Raw genomic sequence first — 15,773 nt, 5'->3', positions numbered from 1 at the left:
CCAGTTCATCACAGCGAACGTCCGCTCGTGAGCCCTTCGATCATGAAACCTTGCTGAACGGCGGTTCAGACTCAGCGGGCCGACAGGCTGGAGCGGCGGACCACCAGCTCGGGCTGGAGGACGACCCTGCGGTGCTCGTGTGCCCGCCCCTCGCTCTCCTCCTCCGTCTCCTCCAGGAGGAGGTCGGCGGCCATCGCGCCCATGGTGACGGCGGGCTGCCGCACCGAGGTGAGCGGGACGGCAGCGGCGGCGGCGAACTCGATGTCGTCGTAGCCGACGATGGCGAGGTCGTCGGGGACGTCGACACCGGCCGCGTACATGGCCTGCAGGACGCCGAGGGCGAGCAGGTCGTTGGCGCAGAACACGGCGGTCGGCCGGTCGGCGAGGCCGAGCAGGCGGGCCCCGGCGTCGCGGCCGGCGGCGACGTCCAGCCGTTCGGTGGGCAGCTCGCGCAGCGCGTCGGGCCCGAGCCCGGCCTCGGCGAGCGCTTCGAGGGCGCCGGTGCGCCGGTCGCGGACCTGGTTCAGGCCGGGCGGGCCGCTGACGTAGGCGAGGGAGCGGTGCCCGGCGTCGACGAGGTGGCGTACGGCCAGGGCGCCGCCCGCCACGTCGTCCACGGAGACGGAGCATTCGGTGGTGCCCTCGGCGACCCGGTCGACCAGGACGAACGGGATCCCGTGCCGGCGGAACGCCTCGATGTTGCGGCCGGTCGCGTCGGCGGGCGTGAGCAGGACGCCGCGCACCCGCTGCTCGGCGAAGAGCGACAGGTAGTCGGCCTCCTCGCCCGGGTCCTGGGCGCTGTTGCAGACCATCACGCCGAGCCCGGCCCGGCGGGCGGCGCGCTCGGCCCCGCGCGCCACGTCGACGAAGAAGGGGTTGCCCATGTCGAGGACGAGCAGCCCCATGATGCGGCTGCGGCCGGCGCGCAGCTGGCGGGCCGACTCGCTGCGGACGTAGCCGAGCCGGTCTATCGCGGACAGCACGCGGGCCCGGGTCTCGGTCGCGACCGTGTCCGGGCGGTTGATCACGTTCGAGACCGTGCCGACGGAGACTCCGGCGACGCGGGCGACGTCCTTGATACCCACCGACTGGGCCATCGGGCAGGGACCTCCAGAGGGAGACGAGGGGGGCGGCGGCCGGGGCGGCTTCACACTACCGGCACGCCGCCCCGGGAACCGGATGCGGTCAGGCGGGCAGGCGGAAGTCGATCACGTGCAGCGCCGAGGGCGTCGTACCGCTGGACTTCTCCTGGTACATGAAGGACAGCACCCCGTCCTGGGCGACCCGCGTCTCGTCGATGACGACCTCGCCGAAGGCGTTGAGGCCGCTGCCGTCGAAGAGGACCCTCCAGTCGGTGTACCCGGAGGCAGCGGAGGCCCCCGCGATCCGGCCGAACGGGAAGATCGCATACGCGTTGTCGTACGTGTCCAGGATCAGCTTGGTGCGCTGGCTGGAGTTCAGCGGGACCGGTATCTCGGTCTTCTGCCAGGTGCCGGAGGCGTTCCTGCGGACGTGGAAGGCACGGCCGTTCGCGGTCCGGTTCGCGACGTAGTTCGTGGTGCACTGGCCGAAGCGGCCGGGGACATAGGAGATGATCGCGTGCGGCCGGCCCGCGGAGTCGGTGAACTGGCTCTCCTGGTTCATCAGGGAGTGGTCCGGGTTGAGCGGGTCCACGACCAGACCGGCGTCGGTCACGGACACCTTGTCCGAGCCGCCCGTCACGCCGACGACGGTGCCTGCGTTGTTGCGCCAGGTGCGGCCCCGGTCGTCGGAGTAGACGTAGCCGGTGTCGTGGTTGGTGATGCCTCCGCTGTTGCACATCACGGCGCCGTTCTGCTCGCGCCAGGTGAAGAAGGAGTGCAGCCGGCCGTTCCGGTCGTAGTCGATGCCGTGCAGGTACATGTTGCGGGCCGTCGAGGAGCCGTGCTCGCTGGTGTACGTGCCCGTCGAGCCGGACCACTCGCCGAGGTTGGTCCACTTCGTGCCGTCGTACTCGGCGAGGGCGTTGCGGCCGTTGCCGGAGACGGCGACGCGATAGCTCAGCTGGAGCTTGCCGTCCGGGGTGGAGACGAACTGGGGATAGGTGAACTGCGAGGTCAGGGCCAGGCCGTCGAGCGTCGACTGGGGCGCGCCGAAGCGGCTCGCGGTCCAGCTCAGGCCCCCGGGGTTGTCCATGAGGCCGGCGACCGACTTGACGTAGGTGAAGCCGTCGCTGTGGGAGTCCATGTTGAGGTGCAGCCGGCCGTCGGCCTTGGAGACGCCCATGGAGATGACGTTGTGGGAGTCGTTGTAGCGCAGCGTGTGCCCTACCTTCACGGTCGACCAGGTGCTCGCGCCGAGGGCCCGGCGGCCGACGACGGCATTGCGGTCGGCGGTGTACCAGACGGCGTACTGGTAGCCCTTGTAGGTCAGCAGGCCGTTCTTCTGGAACGCGTTGTTGTTGACCAGCCCGTCGTAGGACACGAAGAAGAGGGCCTGGCCGTCGAGCGTGGTGGTGCCGGTCCGGGTGACCGAGGGGCCGGGGTCGGCGGCCCGTGCCGTGCCGGAGGCGAAGGCGGGGGTCACCACTGCTCCCGCGAGGGCGGCGGCCAGCAACGTACGTCTGTGCATCTCGTGGACTCCATCGTCATGCGAGGTGGAACACTTCGGTGAGCGGTTTCATGGCCGCGTCGGGCCGGGCGCCGTCCAGCGACTCGAAGAACGGCGCCATCTCCGCCTGCCAGCGGGCGTTGACGTCGGTGGCTTCCATGCCGGCCCGGGCGGCCGCGAAGTCCTCGGTCTCCAGGTAGCCGACGAGCAGTCCGTCCTCGCGCAGGAAGAGCGAGTAGTTGTGCCAGCCGGTCTCCGAGAGCGCCTGGAGCATCTCGGGCCATACCGCGGCATGCCGCTCGCGGTACTCGTCGAGGCGCTCCGCCCGGACCTTCAGCAGGAAGCACACGCGCTGCATCAACGACCTCCCAGGGTCTAGAAGTTGAACTGGTCGATGTTCTCGGCGTCGAACACGGTCGGCTTGCCGAGGCTGATCACGCCGTCCTTGCCGATGGTGTACTCGCCCATGGAGCCGGCCTTGAACGTCTCGCCCTCCTTGCCGGTGATCTGCCCGGAGGAAAGGGCGACGGCGGTGCGGGCGGCCAGCTCGCCGAGCTTGGCCGGGTCCCACAGCTCGAACGCCTCGACGGTGCCGTTCTTGACGTACTTGCGCATGTCGTTCGGGGTGCCGAGGCCGGTCAGCTTGACCTTGCCCTTGTACTTGGAGCCCGACAGGTACTGGGCGGCGGCCTTGATGCCGACCGTGGTCGGGGAGATGATCCCCTTGAGGTTCGGGTACTCCTGGAGCAGGCCCTGGGTCTGCTGGAAGGACTGCTGGGCGTCGTCGTTGCCGTACGCGGTCTTCACCAGCTTCATGTTCTTGTACTCGGGCTTCTTCAGCTCGTCCTTCATGAAGTCGATCCAGGTGTTCTGGTTCGTCGCGGTCTGCGCGGCGGACAGGATCGCGATCTCGCCCTTGTAGTCGATCTGCTTGGCGAGCAGCTGCACCTCGGTGCGGCCCAGGTCCTCGGCGGAGGCCTGGGAGACGAAGGCGTTGCGGCAATCGGGCGTGGTGTCGGAGTCGTAGGTGACGACCTTGATGTCGTTCTTCATGGCCTGCTTGAGGGCGGTGCACAGCGCGCCGGGGTCCTGCGCGGACACGGCCATGGCGTCGACCTGCTGCTGGGTGAGCGTGTTGACGTAGGAGACCTGCCCGGCGGTGTCGGTCGCGCTGGACGGGCCGACCTCCTTGTAGCTGGAGCCCAGCTCCTTGAGCGCCTTCTCGCCGCCCTTGTCGGCGCTGGTGAAGTACGGGTTGTTGACCTGCTTGGGCAGGAACCCGACGGTGAGGCCCTTCTTGGTGGCCGCGTTCGGGTCGGCCTTGCCGGCGGTGGCGGCGGAGGCGCCCTCGTTCGCGACGTCCTTCTTGGTCGTGCCGCCGCAGGCGGTGAGCGCGAGCGCGAGGGAGGTGGCGGTGGCGAGGGCCGCGCAGCTGCGACGCAGGGTTGACTTACGCATGGCGTTGGTCCTTTACGAGGAAGGGCTGGTTACGAGGTGGGAGTCGAGGCGGCTCTGCGGCCCGCCCTCGCTGTGGAGATCTGCCGTACGACCCGGGGGCCGAGCACGGACAGAACGAGCAGGACGCCGGTGACGACGATCTGGGACTGGGCGGAGACGTCCTGGAGGCTCATCACGTTCTGCAGTGCGCCGAGGAGGAACACTCCGGCGACCGCACCGCCCAACGTGCCCTTGCCGCCGTCGAAGTCGATGCCGCCGAGCAGCACGGCGGCCACGACGGACAGTTCGAGGCCGGTGGCGTTGTCGTAGCGGGCGCTGGCGTAGTGCAGCGCCCAGAAGATGCCGGTCAGGGAGGCCATCAGACCGGTCAGGGTGAACAGGATCAGCTTCTGCCGTTTGACCCGGATGCCGGCGAAGCGGGCGGCCTCCTCGCTCGCCCCGATGGCGAACAGCGACCGGCCGAAGGGTGTGGCGTGCAGCGCGACCACGGCGATGGCGAGCAGGACGAGGAACGGCAGCAGGGCGTACGGGACGAACGTGTCGCCGATGCGCCCGGCCGCGAAGTCCAGGTACTGCGTCGGGAAGTCGGTCACCGCGTCGGAGCCGAGCACGATCTGCGCGATGCCCCGGTAGGCGGCCAGCGTGCCGATGGTGACGGCGAGGGACGGCAGCCCCAGCCTGGTCACCAGCAGCCCGTTGACCAGCCCGCACACGACGCCGAGCAGCAGGCAGATCGGGATGATCGTCTCGATGGTCATGCCCTGGTTCCACAGGGCGCCCATCACGGCACCGGACAGACCGGCCGTGGAGGCGACCGACAGGTCGATCTCACCGGAGACGACCAGCAGTGTCATCGGCAGGGCGATCAGCGCGATCGGCAGCGTGTTGCCGATCAGGAACGACAGGTTGAGCGCGTTGCCGAAGCCGTCGACGAAGCCGAAGGAGAAGAGCAGGACCACGACGAGCAGGGCGCCGACGGCGGAATCCCACCTCTTGAGGCCGGACCAGCCGGCCACTCGGCTCGGGGAGATGTCAGCCATGGCGGGCGTTCCTCTTCTTCAGGGCGGAGGCCACGCGCAGCGCGACGATCCGGTCGACCGCGATCGCGAGGATGAGCAGGATGCCGTTGATGGCGAGCACCCAGACGGAGCTGACGCCGAGGGCGGGCAGCACGCTGTTGATGGAGGTCAGCAGCAGCGCGCCGAGGGCGGCGCCGTAGACGCTGCCGGAGCCGCCGGTGAAGACGACGCCGCCGACCACGACCGCGCTGACGACGGTCAGTTCGTAGCCGTTGCCGGTGCCGGAGTCGACGTTGCCGAACCGGGCGAGGTACATCGCGCCGGCGAGTCCGGCGAGGGCGCCGCAGAAGGTGTACGCGACGAGGATCCGCTTGCGGACGGGGATGCCGGCGAGGCGGGCGGCCTCGGGGTTGGAGCCGAGCGCGTACAGCTCGCGTCCGCCGGCGAAGTGCTTGAGGTAGTAGGCGGTGGCGACGAGCACCGCCAGCGCGATCAGCGCCAGATACGGCACCGCGGAGATGCCGCCGGAGCCGAAGTCCACGAATCCGCCGGGCAGGTCGGCCGCGGTGATCTGCCGGGAGCCGACCCAGATGGAGTCGATGCCGCGGATGATGTAGAGCGTGCCGAGGGTGACGACGAGCGCGGGCACCTGGCCGAGGCTGACGAGCAGTCCGTTGAGCAGTCCGAAGCCGATGCCCAGCAGCACGGCCAGCGCGATCGCCACGACCGGGTTGCCGCCGCCCTGGAGGTAGGTGCCGGCGGCGAACGCGCTGATGCCGAGCGTGGATCCGACGGACAGGTCGACGTTGCGGGTGATGACGACGAGGGACTGGCCGGTGGCGACCAGGACGAGGATGGTCGCGTTCAGCAGCAGGTCCTTGATGCCCTGCTCGGACAGGAACTGGCTGTTGCCGGCCTGGGTGACGGCGATCATCACCAGGAAGACGAGCAGGATGGCGAGTTCGCGCATCTTGAAGACGCGGTCGACCAGCCGGGTGCCGCTCGACTTGGGCACGTCGGCCACGGGGGCCTCTTGCGGGGTGACGACCGTCATGCGGCGGCCCTCCCGGTGGCTGCGGCCATCACGGTTTCCTCGGTGGCGTCGGTGCGGGGGATCTCGGCGGTGAGGCGGCCCTCGTGCATCACCAGCACGCGGTCGGCCATGCCGAGGATCTCGGGCAGGTCGGAGGAGATCATCAGGACGGCCACGCCGTCCGCGGCCAGCTGGGACAGCAGCCGGTGCACCTCGGCCTTGGTGCCGACGTCGATGCCGCGGGTGGGCTCGTCGACGATCAGCACCTTCGGGCCGGTGGCCAGCCACTTGGCGAGCACGACCTTCTGCTGGTTGCCGCCGGAGAGCGTGTTGACCGTGTCGGCGATCCGGGCGTACTTCACCTGGAGCCTGACGGCCCAGTCCAGGGAGCGGCTGCGTTCGGCGCCGCGGTCCATGAGCCCGGCCTTCACGGTCGTACGCAGCCCGGTCAGCCCGATGTTCCGCTCGATGGACATGTCCATCACCAGGCCCTGGGCACGCCGGTCCTCGGGGACCAGGGCGAGTCCGGCGGCCATGGCGGTGGAGGGCGCTCCGTTGACCAGGGCCTTGCCGTGGACGGAGACCTCGCCGGCGTCCCAGCGGTCGATGCCGAACACGGCCCGGGCGACCTCCGTGCGCCCGGCGCCGACGAGTCCGGCCAGACCGACGATCTCGCCGTGCCGGACCTCGAAGGAGACGTCGGTGAAGACCCCCTCGCGGGTCAGCCGGTGCACGCTCAGGGCGACCTCGCCCGGCTTCACGTCCTGCTTGGGGTACAGCTCGTCGAGGTCGCGGCCGACCATGCGGCGCACGAGGTCGTCCTCGGTCATGCCCTCCAGCGGCTCGCTGGCGATCCAGGCGCCGTCGCGCAGGGTGGTGACCCGCCGGCAGATCTCGAAGATCTCCTCCAGCCGGTGGGAGATGAACAGCACGGCGGCGCCCTGGTCGCGCAGGGTGCGCACGACGCCGAAGAGGCGGGCGACCTCGCTGCCGGTGAGGGCGGCCGTCGGCTCGTCCATGATCAGGACGCGGGCGTCGAAGGAGAGCGCCTTGGCGATCTCGACGATCTGCTGGTCGGCGATGGACAGACCGCGGGCGGGCCGGTCGGGGTCGAGTTCGACACCGAGGCGCTCCATCAGGGCGGCTGTCGCGTTGTGGGTGGCCTTGTGGTCGATGCGGCCGAGGGCGCGGCGCGGCTGGCGGCCCATGTAGATGTTCTCGGCGATCGACAGGTCGGGGAAGAGCGTGGGCTCCTGGTAGATCACGGCGATGCCGGCGTCGCGGGCGTCGCCGGGGCCGTGGAAGGCGACGGGCGCACCGTCGAGCAGCACCTGGCCGGCGTCCGGGCGGTGCACCCCGGCGAGGGTCTTGATGAGGGTGGACTTGCCGGCACCGTTCTCACCGGCGAGTGCGTGCACCTCCCCGGGGAACAGCTCCAGGGAGACGTCCCGCAGTGCACGGACCACGCCGAAGGACTTGGAGACGTCCTTCAGTGCGAGGACCGGGGCCGGACCCGTGGTGGACGGGTGGGTCATGAGGGCTCCTCGACGACGCCGGCGGGTCGGCCCACGGCGTCGTGAAAGGTTTCAACTGGGTTGCCGGGACGTTAGGCGGGCCGCGCATGTCACGTCAATGGGTTCCGGTCGAAAAAGTTTCGAGGACAGAAGGTCACGCATGGGTCACGGGAAACCGTCTTGGCCGGAGGGGTTGACACCCCTTCGGGGGGACCATAGCTTCGCGTCCTGAATCGTTTCATTCAGTGGTCGTCACGACCCGATGTCACAGGAGCCTGACGTGACCGAGCTCGCCGCGGCGAAGGCCGCTCTCAAGACACAGGCCGTCGAGACGCCGTCGTGGGCGTACGGGAACTCGGGCACACGGTTCAAGGTCTTCGCGCAGCAGGGTGTGCCGCGCACCCCGTTCGAGAAGCTGGACGACGCGGCGAAGGTGCACGAGTTCACGGGCGTCGCCCCGACCGTGGCCCTGCACATCCCGTGGGACAAGGTCGACGACTACGCGGCGCTGGCCAAGCACGCCGAGCAGCGGGGCGTGAAGCTCGGGGCGATCAACTCCAACACGTTCCAGGACGACGACTACAAGCTCGGGAGCATCTGTCATCCGGAGGCCTCCGTGCGGCGGAAGGCCGTCGATCATCTGCTGGAGTGCGTCGACATCATGGACGCGACGGGCTCGGCGGATCTGAAGCTGTGGTTCGCCGACGGCACGAACTATCCCGGCCAGGACGACATCCGGGGGCGGCAGGACCGGCTGGCCGAGGGGCTGGCCGAGGTCTACGAGCGGCTCGGCGACGGGCAGCGGATGCTGCTGGAGTACAAGTTCTTCGAGCCTGCGTTCTACACGACGGACGTGCCGGACTGGGGCACCGCCTATGCCCACTGCCTGAAGCTGGGGCCCAAGGCGCAGGTCGTCGTCGACACGGGGCATCACGCGCCGGGGACGAACATCGAGTTCATCGTGGCGACGCTGCTGCGTGAGGGGAAGCTCGGCGGGTTCGACTTCAACTCGCGGTTCTACGCGGACGACGACCTCATGGTCGGGGCGGCGGATCCGTTCCAGCTGTTCCGGATCATGTACGAGGTCGTGCGGGGCGGTGGGTTCTCACCCGAGGTCGCATTCATGCTCGACCAGTGCCACAACATCGAGGCGAAGATCCCGGCGATCATCCGGTCGGTGATGAACGTGCAGGAGGCCACGGCGAAGGCACTGCTGGTCGACGGTGACGCGTTGCGGGCGGCGCAGCGGGCGGGGGATGTGCTGGAGGCGAACGCCGTGGTGATGGATGCGTACAACACGGATGTGCGGCCGTTGCTGCGCGAGGTGCGGGAGGAGATGGGGTTGGACCCCGAGCCTCTCGCTGCGTATCGGCGGTCCGGGTGGGGCGAGAAGATCGTCGCCGAGCGGGTTGGTGGGCAGCAGGCCGGATGGGGTGCGTGAGCGTCTGCCGGGTTCTGTTCGATTTCGGGCTGCCGGCCGGTCGTGGCTGGTCGCGCAGTTCCCCGCGCCCCTGACATACACACCCTCCGTTGCAAAGGAACTGTTCATGGCTGTTCATCCCGAAGCTGCCGCTCTCCTCGCCCGGTCGCACCGGCTCGGGGCCGATCCCCGGAACACCAACTACGCCGGGGGCAACGCCTCCGCCAAGGGCACCGAGACCGACCCCGCCACCGGTGGTGACGTCGAGCTGATGTGGGTCAAGGGGTCCGGCGGTGATCTCGGGACGCTGACCGAGGCAGGGCTGGCCGTGCTGCGGCTGGACCGGATGCGGGCGCTCGTGGACGTGTACCCGGGGGTCGAGCGCGAGGACGAGATGGTCGCCGCGTTCGACTACTGCCTGCACGGGAAGGGCGGGGCCACCCCGTCCATCGACACCGCGATGCACGGGCTGGTCGGGGCCGCGCACGTCGATCATCTGCACCCGGACTCGGGGATCGCGCTCGCCTGCGCCGCCGACGGGGAGAAGCTGACCGCCGAGTGCTTCGGGGACAGCGTGGTGTGGGTGCCGTGGCGGCGGCCCGGGTTCCAGCTGGGGCTGGACATCGCCGCCGTGAAGGAGGCCAATCCGCAGGCCATCGGGTGCGTGCTCGGCGGTCACGGGATCACCGCCTGGGGTGACACCTCCGAGGAGTGCGAGCGGAACTCGCTGCACATCATCCGGACCGCCGAGACGTTCCTCGCCGAGCGGGGCAAGCCCGAGCCCTTCGGTCCGGTGATCGAGGGGTACGCCGCGCTGGGCGCAGCGGAGCGGCGGGAGCGGGCCGCCGCGCTCGCCCCGTACGTGCGGGCCGTCGCCTCGAAGGACCGGCCCCAGGTCGGGCACTTCGACGACTCCGAGGTCGTGCTCGACTTCCTCGCGAGCGCGGAGCACCCGCGGCTCGCCGCGCTCGGCACGTCCTGCCCGGACCACTTCCTGCGGACCAAGGTCCGGCCGCTGGTGCTGGACCTGCCGCCGAGCGCCCCGCTCGACGAGGCGATCGCCCGGCTGAAGGAACTGCACGCGCGGTACCGCGAGGAGTACGCCGCCTACTACGAGCGGCACGCCGAACCCGACTCCCCCGCCATGCGCGGCGCCGACCCGGCGATCGTGCTGGTGCCGGGCGTGGGCATGTTCTCCTTCGGCAAGGACAAGCAGACCGCCCGGGTCGCGGGCGAGTTCTACGTCAACGCCATCAACGTGATGCGCGGGGCCGAGGCCGTCTCCGCCTACGCCCCGATCGAGGAGTCCGAGAAGTTCCGGATCGAGTACTGGGCGCTGGAGGAGGCCAAGCTCCAGCGGATGCCGAAGCCCAAGGCGCTGGCGACCCGGGTGGCGCTGGTGACGGGTGCCGGCAGCGGCATCGGGAAGGCCATCGCGCACCGGCTCGTGGCCGAGGGCGCGTGTGTGATCGTCGCCGATCTCGACGCGGAGAACGCCGAGGCCGTCGCCGAGGAGCTGGGCGGGCCCGACAGGGCCGTCGCCGTGACGGTGGACGTCACCTCCGAGGAGCAGATCGCCGAGGCCTTCCGGGCGGCGGTGCTGGCCTTCGGCGGGGTGGACCTCGTCGTCAACAACGCGGGCATCTCGATCTCCAAGCCGCTGCTGGAGACCTCCGCCAAGGACTGGGACCTCCAGCACGACATCATGGCGCGCGGGTCCTTCCTGGTGTCGCGGGAAGCCGCCCGGGTGATGACCGCCCAGGAGCTGGGCGGTGACATCGTCTACATCGCCTCGAAGAACGCCGTGTTCGCCGGTCCCAACAACATCGCCTACTCCGCCACCAAGGCCGACCAGGCGCACCAGGTGCGGCTGCTCGCCGCCGAGCTGGGCGAGCACGGCATCCGCGTCAACGGGGTCAACCCGGACGGTGTCGTACGCGGGTCGGGGATCTTCGCCGGCGGGTGGGGCGCCAAGCGGGCCGCCGTGTACGGGGTGGAGGAGGAGAAGCTGGGTGAGTTCTACGCCCAGCGGACCATCCTCAAGCGCGAGGTGCTGCCCGAGCACGTGGCCAACGCCGTGTTCGCGCTGACCGGTGGGGATCTCACCCACACGACCGGTCTGCACATCCCCGTCGACGCCGGCGTCGCGGCCGCCTTCCTGCGATGAGCGCCGCCGAGAAGTCGTACGCCGCGGTCGACCTCGGCGCGTCCAGCGGGCGCGTCATGGTCGGCCGCGTCGGCCCGGACAGCCTGGAACTCGCCGAGGCGCACCGGTTCCCCAACCGGCCCGTCCGGGTGCCCGAGGGGCTGCGCTGGGACGTGCTCGGGCTGTACGCCGGAGTGCTGGACGGGCTGCGGGCAGCGGGTGCCCACTGCGGTGGACGACTCGACTCCGTCGGCATCGACAGCTGGGCCGTGGACTACGGGCTGCTGGACGCGGACGGGGCACTGCTCGGCAACCCCGTGCACTACCGGGACCCGCGGACCGAGGGCGTCGCGGAGAAGGTGTGGGCGACCGTGCCCGCGGAGGAGCTGTACGCCGCGACCGGGTTGCAGTACGCGCCCTTCAACACCCTGTACCAGCTCACGGCCGCCCGCTCCACGGCCCAGCTCGACGAGGCCCGGCGGCTGTTGCTGATGCCGGACCTGCTGACGTACTGGCTGACCGGCGAGCAGGGCACGGAGCTGACCAACGCGTCCACGACGCAGTTGATCGATCCCCGCACCCGCGACTGGGCGTACGACGTCGCCTCCCGGCTGGGCATCGACCTGGACCTGTTCGCGCCGCTGCGGCAGCCCGGCGATCCGGCGGGGCTGCTGCGCGGCGAGGTGCTGGAGGAGACCGGGCTCGCCGGTCCCGTGCCGGTGACGGCCGTCGGGTCGCACGACACCGCCTCCGCGGTCGCCGCCGTACCGGCGTCGGGCGAGCGGTTCGCCTACATCTGCACCGGCACCTGGTCGCTGGCCGGTCTGGAGCTGGACGCACCGGTGCTGACCGAGGAGAGCCGGGCCGCCAACTTCACCAACGAGCTGGGACTGGACGGCACGGTCCGCTACCTGCGGAACATCATGGGGCTCTGGCTGCTCCAGGAGTGCGTGCGGTCCTGGGGCGAGACGGACCTGGGCGCGCTGCTGCTGAAGGCGTCCAAGGCTCCGGCGCTGCGCTCGGTCGTGGACGCGGGGGACGCGGCGTTCCTCGCGCCCGGGCGGATGCCGGAGCGGATCGCCGAGGCGTGCCGGCTCTCGGGGCAGCCCGTGCCGGAGTCGCCGGCCGAGGTGACGCGCTGCATCCTCGACTCCCTCGCCCTCGCCCACCGCAAGGCCGTGCAGGACGCCCAGCGGCTGGCCGGACACGCGGTCGACGTCGTGCACGTGGTCGGCGGCGGCACGCGCAACGCCCTGCTGTGCCAGCTGACCGCCGACGCGTGCGGGCTGCCGGTGGTGGCCGGGCCGACCGAGGCCGCCGCGCTGGGCAACGTCCTCGTGCAGGCACGGGCGCACGGACTGGTCGGCGACCTGGCCGGAATGCGTCGGCTGCTCGTGAACACGCAGCCGCTCACCCGGTACGAGCCCCGGGGCGGGACCGAGCGGTGGCACGCCGCGCAGGCCCGGCTCGCCGGGGACTGACGGGGTCTCCCCCGCCTCCTGTCCCCGGACTACGCTTCACTCATCCGATGACCGACCACAAGGAGCCGCGATGCGTGTCGCCCTGTTCCTGACCTGCGTCAACGACACGCTCTATCCGGACACCGGGCGCGCCGCGGTGAAACTGCTGACCAGGCTGGGCGTCGACGTCGACTTCCCGATGGCGCAGACCTGCTGCGGGCAGGCCCACTACAACACCGGATACCGCCACGAGGCCGAGCCGCTCGCCCGGCATTTCTCCGATGTCTTCGGTGAGTACGAGGCGATCGTGACGCCGTCCGGATCGTGCGGGGCGATGGTGCGGGAGCTGTACCCGCGGATGGGCGAGCGGGCCCGGGCCGAGGGGCGGGGCGACACCCTCGCGGCGACGCTGGCGCCGGTGGTGCCCAAGACGTACGAGCTGACCGAGTTCCTGGTCGACGTGCTGGGCGTGACGGACGTCGGGGCGTACTACCCGCACACGGTGACCTACCACCCGACCTGCCACGGGCTGCGCGGACTCGGGCTCGGTGAGCGCCCGAGGCGCCTGCTGCGGGCGGTGAAGGGGCTGGAGCTCGTCGAGCTGCCGGGGGCCGACGAGTGCTGCGGGTTCGGCGGCACCTTCGCGCTGAAGAACTCCGATGTCTCGGCGGCGATGGGCGCGGACAAGGTGCGCAACGCCGAGTCGACGGGCGCCGAGGTGCTGTGCGCGGCCGACAACTCCTGCCTGATGCACATCGGCGGGACGATGGCCCGGCTGCGCACCGGCATGCGGCCGGTGCACATCGCGGAGATCCTGGCGAGCACGGAGGAGGAACCGGCCGTATGAGCGGGACGTATCTCGGCATGCCGGCGTTTCCGGAGGCCGCGCGGGAGGCCGTGGGGAACGCGACCCTGCGCGGCAATCTGCGGCACGCCACGCACACCATCCGCGCCAAGCGGGCGACGGCGGTGTCGGAGGTGTCCGACTGGGCGGAGCTGCGCGAGGCGGGCAAGCGCATCAAGGACCACACGCTGCGCCACCTCGACCGCTACCTGGTGCAGTTGGAGGAGGCGGTCACGGCCGCGGGCGGCGTCGTGCACTGGGCCGCCGACGCTGCCGAGGCCAATGAGATCGTCACCCAGCTCGTGAAGATGACCGGCGAGTCGGAGGTCGTCAAGGTCAAGTCGATGGCCACGCAGGAGATCGGGCTCAACGAGGCGCTGGAGGCAGAGGGCATCCACGCCTACGAGACCGATCTCGCCGAGCTGATCGTGCAGTTGGGCAAGGACCGGCCCTCGCACATCCTGGTCCCTGCCATCCACCGCAACCGGGGCGAGATCCGGGACATCTTCGCCCGGGAGATGAGCGAGTGGGGCCGCCCCGCCCCCGAGGGCCTGACCGACACACCGGCCGAACTCGCCGAGGCCGCCCGCCTGCACCTGCGGGAGAAGTTCCTGCGGGCCAAGGTCGGCATCTCCGGCGCCAACTTCATGGTCGCCGAGACGGGCACGCTCGTGGTCGTGGAATCCGAGGGCAACGGCCGGATGTGCCTGACCCTGCCCGAGACGCTGATCTCGGTCGTCGGCATCGAGAAGATCGTGCCGGCGTGGCAGGACCTGGAGGTGTTCCTGCAGACCCTCCCCCGCTCCTCCACGGCCGAGCGCATGAACCCCTACACCTCGACGTGGACCGGCACCACGGACGAGGACGGTCCCCAGAACTTCCACCTGGTGCTGCTGGACAACGGCCGCACCGACACCCTCGCCGACGAGGTCGGCCGGCAGGCGCTGCGCTGCATCCGCTGCTCGGCGTGCCTCAACGTGTGCCCGGTGTACGAGCGGGCGGGCGGCCACGCCTACGGGTCGGTGTACCCGGGGCCGATCGGCGCGATCCTCAGCCCCCAACTGCGGGGCACGGGCAGCGAGATCGACGCCTCGCTGCCGTACGCGTCCTCACTGTGCGGGGCGTGCTACGAGGTGTGCCCCGTCGCCATCGACATCCCGGAGGTGCTGGTGCATCTGCGGGAGCGGGTCGTGCAGGGCGGGGAGGTCACCCGCGAGGGCAACAAGGTGGTGCTGCGGCCGGCGAAGGGGCACGCCGCCGAGCGGGCGGCGATGCGGGCGGCCCGCTGGGCGTTCACGCACCCGGGCGTGCTGCGCGGCGGCCAGCGCGCCGCGTCCCGTACCCGCCGCTTCCATCCCCGGACCCTGCCGGGGCCGGGCAGGGCGTGGAGCGGGACCCGGGAGCTGCCGCCGGTGCCCGCCGAGCCGTTCCGGGACTGGTGGCAGCGCACGCGCGGCGGGAAGGACGGGGACAGGTGAACAGCAGGGAACGGATCCTGGGGCGGGTGCGGCGCGCGCTGGCGGACGCGCCGGCCGACGAGGCGCCGATCGCACGGGACTATCTGCGCGAGCACGGGCAGCGGACCGTCGCGCAGACGGTGGAGCTGCTCGCCGAGAACCTGGCGGACTACCGTGCGGTCGTGCACCGCACGGACCCCGGCGGCCTGGCCGGGCTGATCGCGGCGCTGCTGGAGAAGCGCGGGGCGGCTTCGGTGCTGGTGCCGCCCGGACTGGACGAGGGGTGGCTGGCGGCGACCGGGGCGGCACGGGTGGCCGACCGGCCCGGGAGCACCCCGGGCGAACTGGACCGGGTGGACAGTGTGGTGACGGCCTGCGCGGTCGCCATCGCCGAGACCGGCACCCTGGTGCTGGACGGCTCGCCCGACCAGGGCCGCCGCCGGATCACCCTCGTCCCGGACCACCACATCTGTGTCGTGCGGGTACCGGGCCAGGTCGTGTCGTCCGTGCCGCAGGGGCTCGAACGCCTCGATCCGGCACGCCCGTTGACGTGGATCTCCGGGCCGTCGGCGACCAGTGACATCGAGCTGGACCGGGTCGAGGGGGTGCACGGTCCGCGCACCCTGGAGGTGATCCTGGTCGGCGAGGACTGACCCAGGGGCTCAGAGCGGGATCGAGTCGACGTAGCCCCCTGGTGGGCGCCTCGCCGGGTCTGGCCCCACGGGCGGGAGTACCGCGCGCCGGACTGTACGGAAACCGATCGGTTTGGCCAACCGCCCGGACGGGAACCCCGTGACAGCTTGGGTGAACAAGCGCTTAGATAGTGCTCTGCC

13 protein-coding genes are annotated in these 15,773 nt (G+C 70.8%); 6 read left to right on the top strand and 7 right to left on the bottom strand.

Annotation, left to right across the window (positions count from 1 at the left end; translation table 11 throughout):
* Positions 1-71: 71 nt before the first annotated feature.
* From RFN52_RS36995 to RFN52_RS36965, 7 genes are all read right to left on the bottom strand, one after another.
* Complete coding sequence (locus tag RFN52_RS36995; RefSeq protein WP_184853290.1) at positions 72-1,097, bottom strand: LacI family DNA-binding transcriptional regulator; 1,026 nt, start codon at positions 1,095-1,097, stop codon at positions 72-74.
* Positions 1,098-1,185: 88 nt separating this feature from the next.
* On the bottom strand, positions 1,186-2,610 hold the full coding sequence (locus RFN52_RS36990; RefSeq protein ID WP_184853289.1) for a BNR repeat-containing protein: 1,425 nt from the start codon (positions 2,608-2,610) through the stop codon (positions 1,186-1,188).
* Between the two features lie 16 nt (positions 2,611-2,626).
* On the bottom strand, positions 2,627-2,947 hold the full coding sequence (locus RFN52_RS36985; RefSeq protein ID WP_184853288.1) for an L-rhamnose mutarotase: 321 nt from the start codon (positions 2,945-2,947) through the stop codon (positions 2,627-2,629).
* 17 nt (positions 2,948-2,964) lie between these two features.
* The gene (gene rhaS / locus RFN52_RS36980) at positions 2,965-4,047 is read right to left on the bottom strand and encodes a rhamnose ABC transporter substrate-binding protein (protein WP_184853287.1); all 1,083 of its coding nucleotides are present in this window, start codon (positions 4,045-4,047) and stop codon (positions 2,965-2,967) included.
* 29 nt (positions 4,048-4,076) lie between these two features.
* Complete coding sequence (locus RFN52_RS36975) at positions 4,077-5,087, bottom strand: ABC transporter permease (RefSeq protein WP_184853286.1); 1,011 nt, start codon at positions 5,085-5,087, stop codon at positions 4,077-4,079.
* A complete protein-coding gene (locus RFN52_RS36970) occupies positions 5,080-6,120 on the bottom strand; it encodes an ABC transporter permease (protein WP_184853285.1) in 1,041 nt (346 codons plus the stop codon). The genes RFN52_RS36975 and RFN52_RS36970 overlap by 8 nt, the downstream gene beginning before the upstream one ends.
* A complete protein-coding gene (locus RFN52_RS36965; protein ID WP_184853284.1) occupies positions 6,117-7,634 on the bottom strand; it encodes a sugar ABC transporter ATP-binding protein in 1,518 nt (505 codons plus the stop codon). The genes RFN52_RS36970 and RFN52_RS36965 overlap by 4 nt, the downstream gene beginning before the upstream one ends.
* Positions 7,635-7,893: 259 nt before the next feature.
* Here RFN52_RS36965 and rhaI point away from each other — a divergent pair, with 259 nt between their 5' ends.
* The 6 genes from rhaI (at position 7,894) to RFN52_RS36935 (ending at position 15,593) form a co-directional block, all read left to right on the top strand.
* Complete coding sequence (rhaI, locus tag RFN52_RS36960; RefSeq protein WP_184853283.1) at positions 7,894-9,054, top strand: L-rhamnose isomerase; 1,161 nt, start codon at positions 7,894-7,896, stop codon at positions 9,052-9,054.
* 106 nt (positions 9,055-9,160) lie between these two features.
* Positions 9,161-11,200 (top strand): bifunctional aldolase/short-chain dehydrogenase, encoded by a 2,040-nt coding sequence (locus RFN52_RS36955; RefSeq protein WP_184853282.1) that lies wholly within the window; start codon positions 9,161-9,163, stop codon positions 11,198-11,200.
* On the top strand, positions 11,197-12,660 hold the full coding sequence (locus RFN52_RS36950) for a rhamnulokinase (RefSeq protein ID WP_184853281.1): 1,464 nt from the start codon (positions 11,197-11,199) through the stop codon (positions 12,658-12,660). Before RFN52_RS36955 ends, RFN52_RS36950 begins: the two co-directional genes overlap by 4 nt.
* A 70-nt stretch (positions 12,661-12,730) precedes the next feature.
* Positions 12,731-13,486 (top strand): (Fe-S)-binding protein, encoded by a 756-nt coding sequence (locus tag RFN52_RS36945; protein ID WP_184853280.1) that lies wholly within the window; start codon positions 12,731-12,733, stop codon positions 13,484-13,486.
* Positions 13,483-14,961: a LutB/LldF family L-lactate oxidation iron-sulfur protein gene (locus RFN52_RS36940; RefSeq protein ID WP_184853279.1), complete on the top strand. Its 1,479-nt coding sequence runs from the start codon at positions 13,483-13,485 to the stop codon at positions 14,959-14,961. Before RFN52_RS36945 ends, RFN52_RS36940 begins: the two co-directional genes overlap by 4 nt.
* A complete protein-coding gene (locus RFN52_RS36935) occupies positions 14,958-15,593 on the top strand; it encodes a LutC/YkgG family protein (protein WP_184853278.1) in 636 nt (211 codons plus the stop codon). Before RFN52_RS36940 ends, RFN52_RS36935 begins: the two co-directional genes overlap by 4 nt.
* Positions 15,594-15,773 lie beyond the last annotated feature (180 nt).

Source organism: Streptomyces collinus, assembly GCF_031348265.1.
Taxonomy (GTDB): Bacteria; Actinomycetota; Actinomycetes; order Streptomycetales; family Streptomycetaceae; genus Streptomyces; species Streptomyces collinus.
The sequence above is the reverse complement of the archived record's forward strand: the minus strand, read 5'-3'. Positions and strand labels throughout refer to the sequence as shown.

What these genes read in the sequence shown, in the direction of transcription:
- RFN52_RS36995 (WP_184853290.1), bottom strand. Translation starts at nt 1,097, where the DNA reads ATGGCCCAGTCGGTGGGTATCAAGGACGTCGCCCGCGTCGCCGGAGTC.
- RFN52_RS36990 (WP_184853289.1), bottom strand. Translation starts at nt 2,610, where the DNA reads ATGCACAGACGTACGTTGCTGGCCGCCGCCCTCGCGGGAGCAGTGGTG.
- RFN52_RS36985 (WP_184853288.1), bottom strand. Translation starts at nt 2,947, where the DNA reads ATGCAGCGCGTGTGCTTCCTGCTGAAGGTCCGGGCGGAGCGCCTCGAC.
- rhaS (WP_184853287.1), bottom strand. Translation starts at nt 4,047, where the DNA reads ATGCGTAAGTCAACCCTGCGTCGCAGCTGCGCGGCCCTCGCCACCGCC.
- RFN52_RS36975 (WP_184853286.1), bottom strand. Translation starts at nt 5,087, where the DNA reads ATGGCTGACATCTCCCCGAGCCGAGTGGCCGGCTGGTCCGGCCTCAAG.
- RFN52_RS36970 (WP_184853285.1), bottom strand. Translation starts at nt 6,120, where the DNA reads ATGACGGTCGTCACCCCGCAAGAGGCCCCCGTGGCCGACGTGCCCAAG.
- RFN52_RS36965 (WP_184853284.1), bottom strand. Translation starts at nt 7,634, where the DNA reads ATGACCCACCCGTCCACCACGGGTCCGGCCCCGGTCCTCGCACTGAAG.
- RFN52_RS36955 (WP_184853282.1), top strand. Translation starts at nt 9,161, where the DNA reads ATGGCTGTTCATCCCGAAGCTGCCGCTCTCCTCGCCCGGTCGCACCGG.
- RFN52_RS36950 (WP_184853281.1), top strand. Translation starts at nt 11,197, where the DNA reads ATGAGCGCCGCCGAGAAGTCGTACGCCGCGGTCGACCTCGGCGCGTCC.
- RFN52_RS36945 (WP_184853280.1), top strand. Translation starts at nt 12,731, where the DNA reads ATGCGTGTCGCCCTGTTCCTGACCTGCGTCAACGACACGCTCTATCCG.
- RFN52_RS36940 (WP_184853279.1), top strand. Translation starts at nt 13,483, where the DNA reads ATGAGCGGGACGTATCTCGGCATGCCGGCGTTTCCGGAGGCCGCGCGG.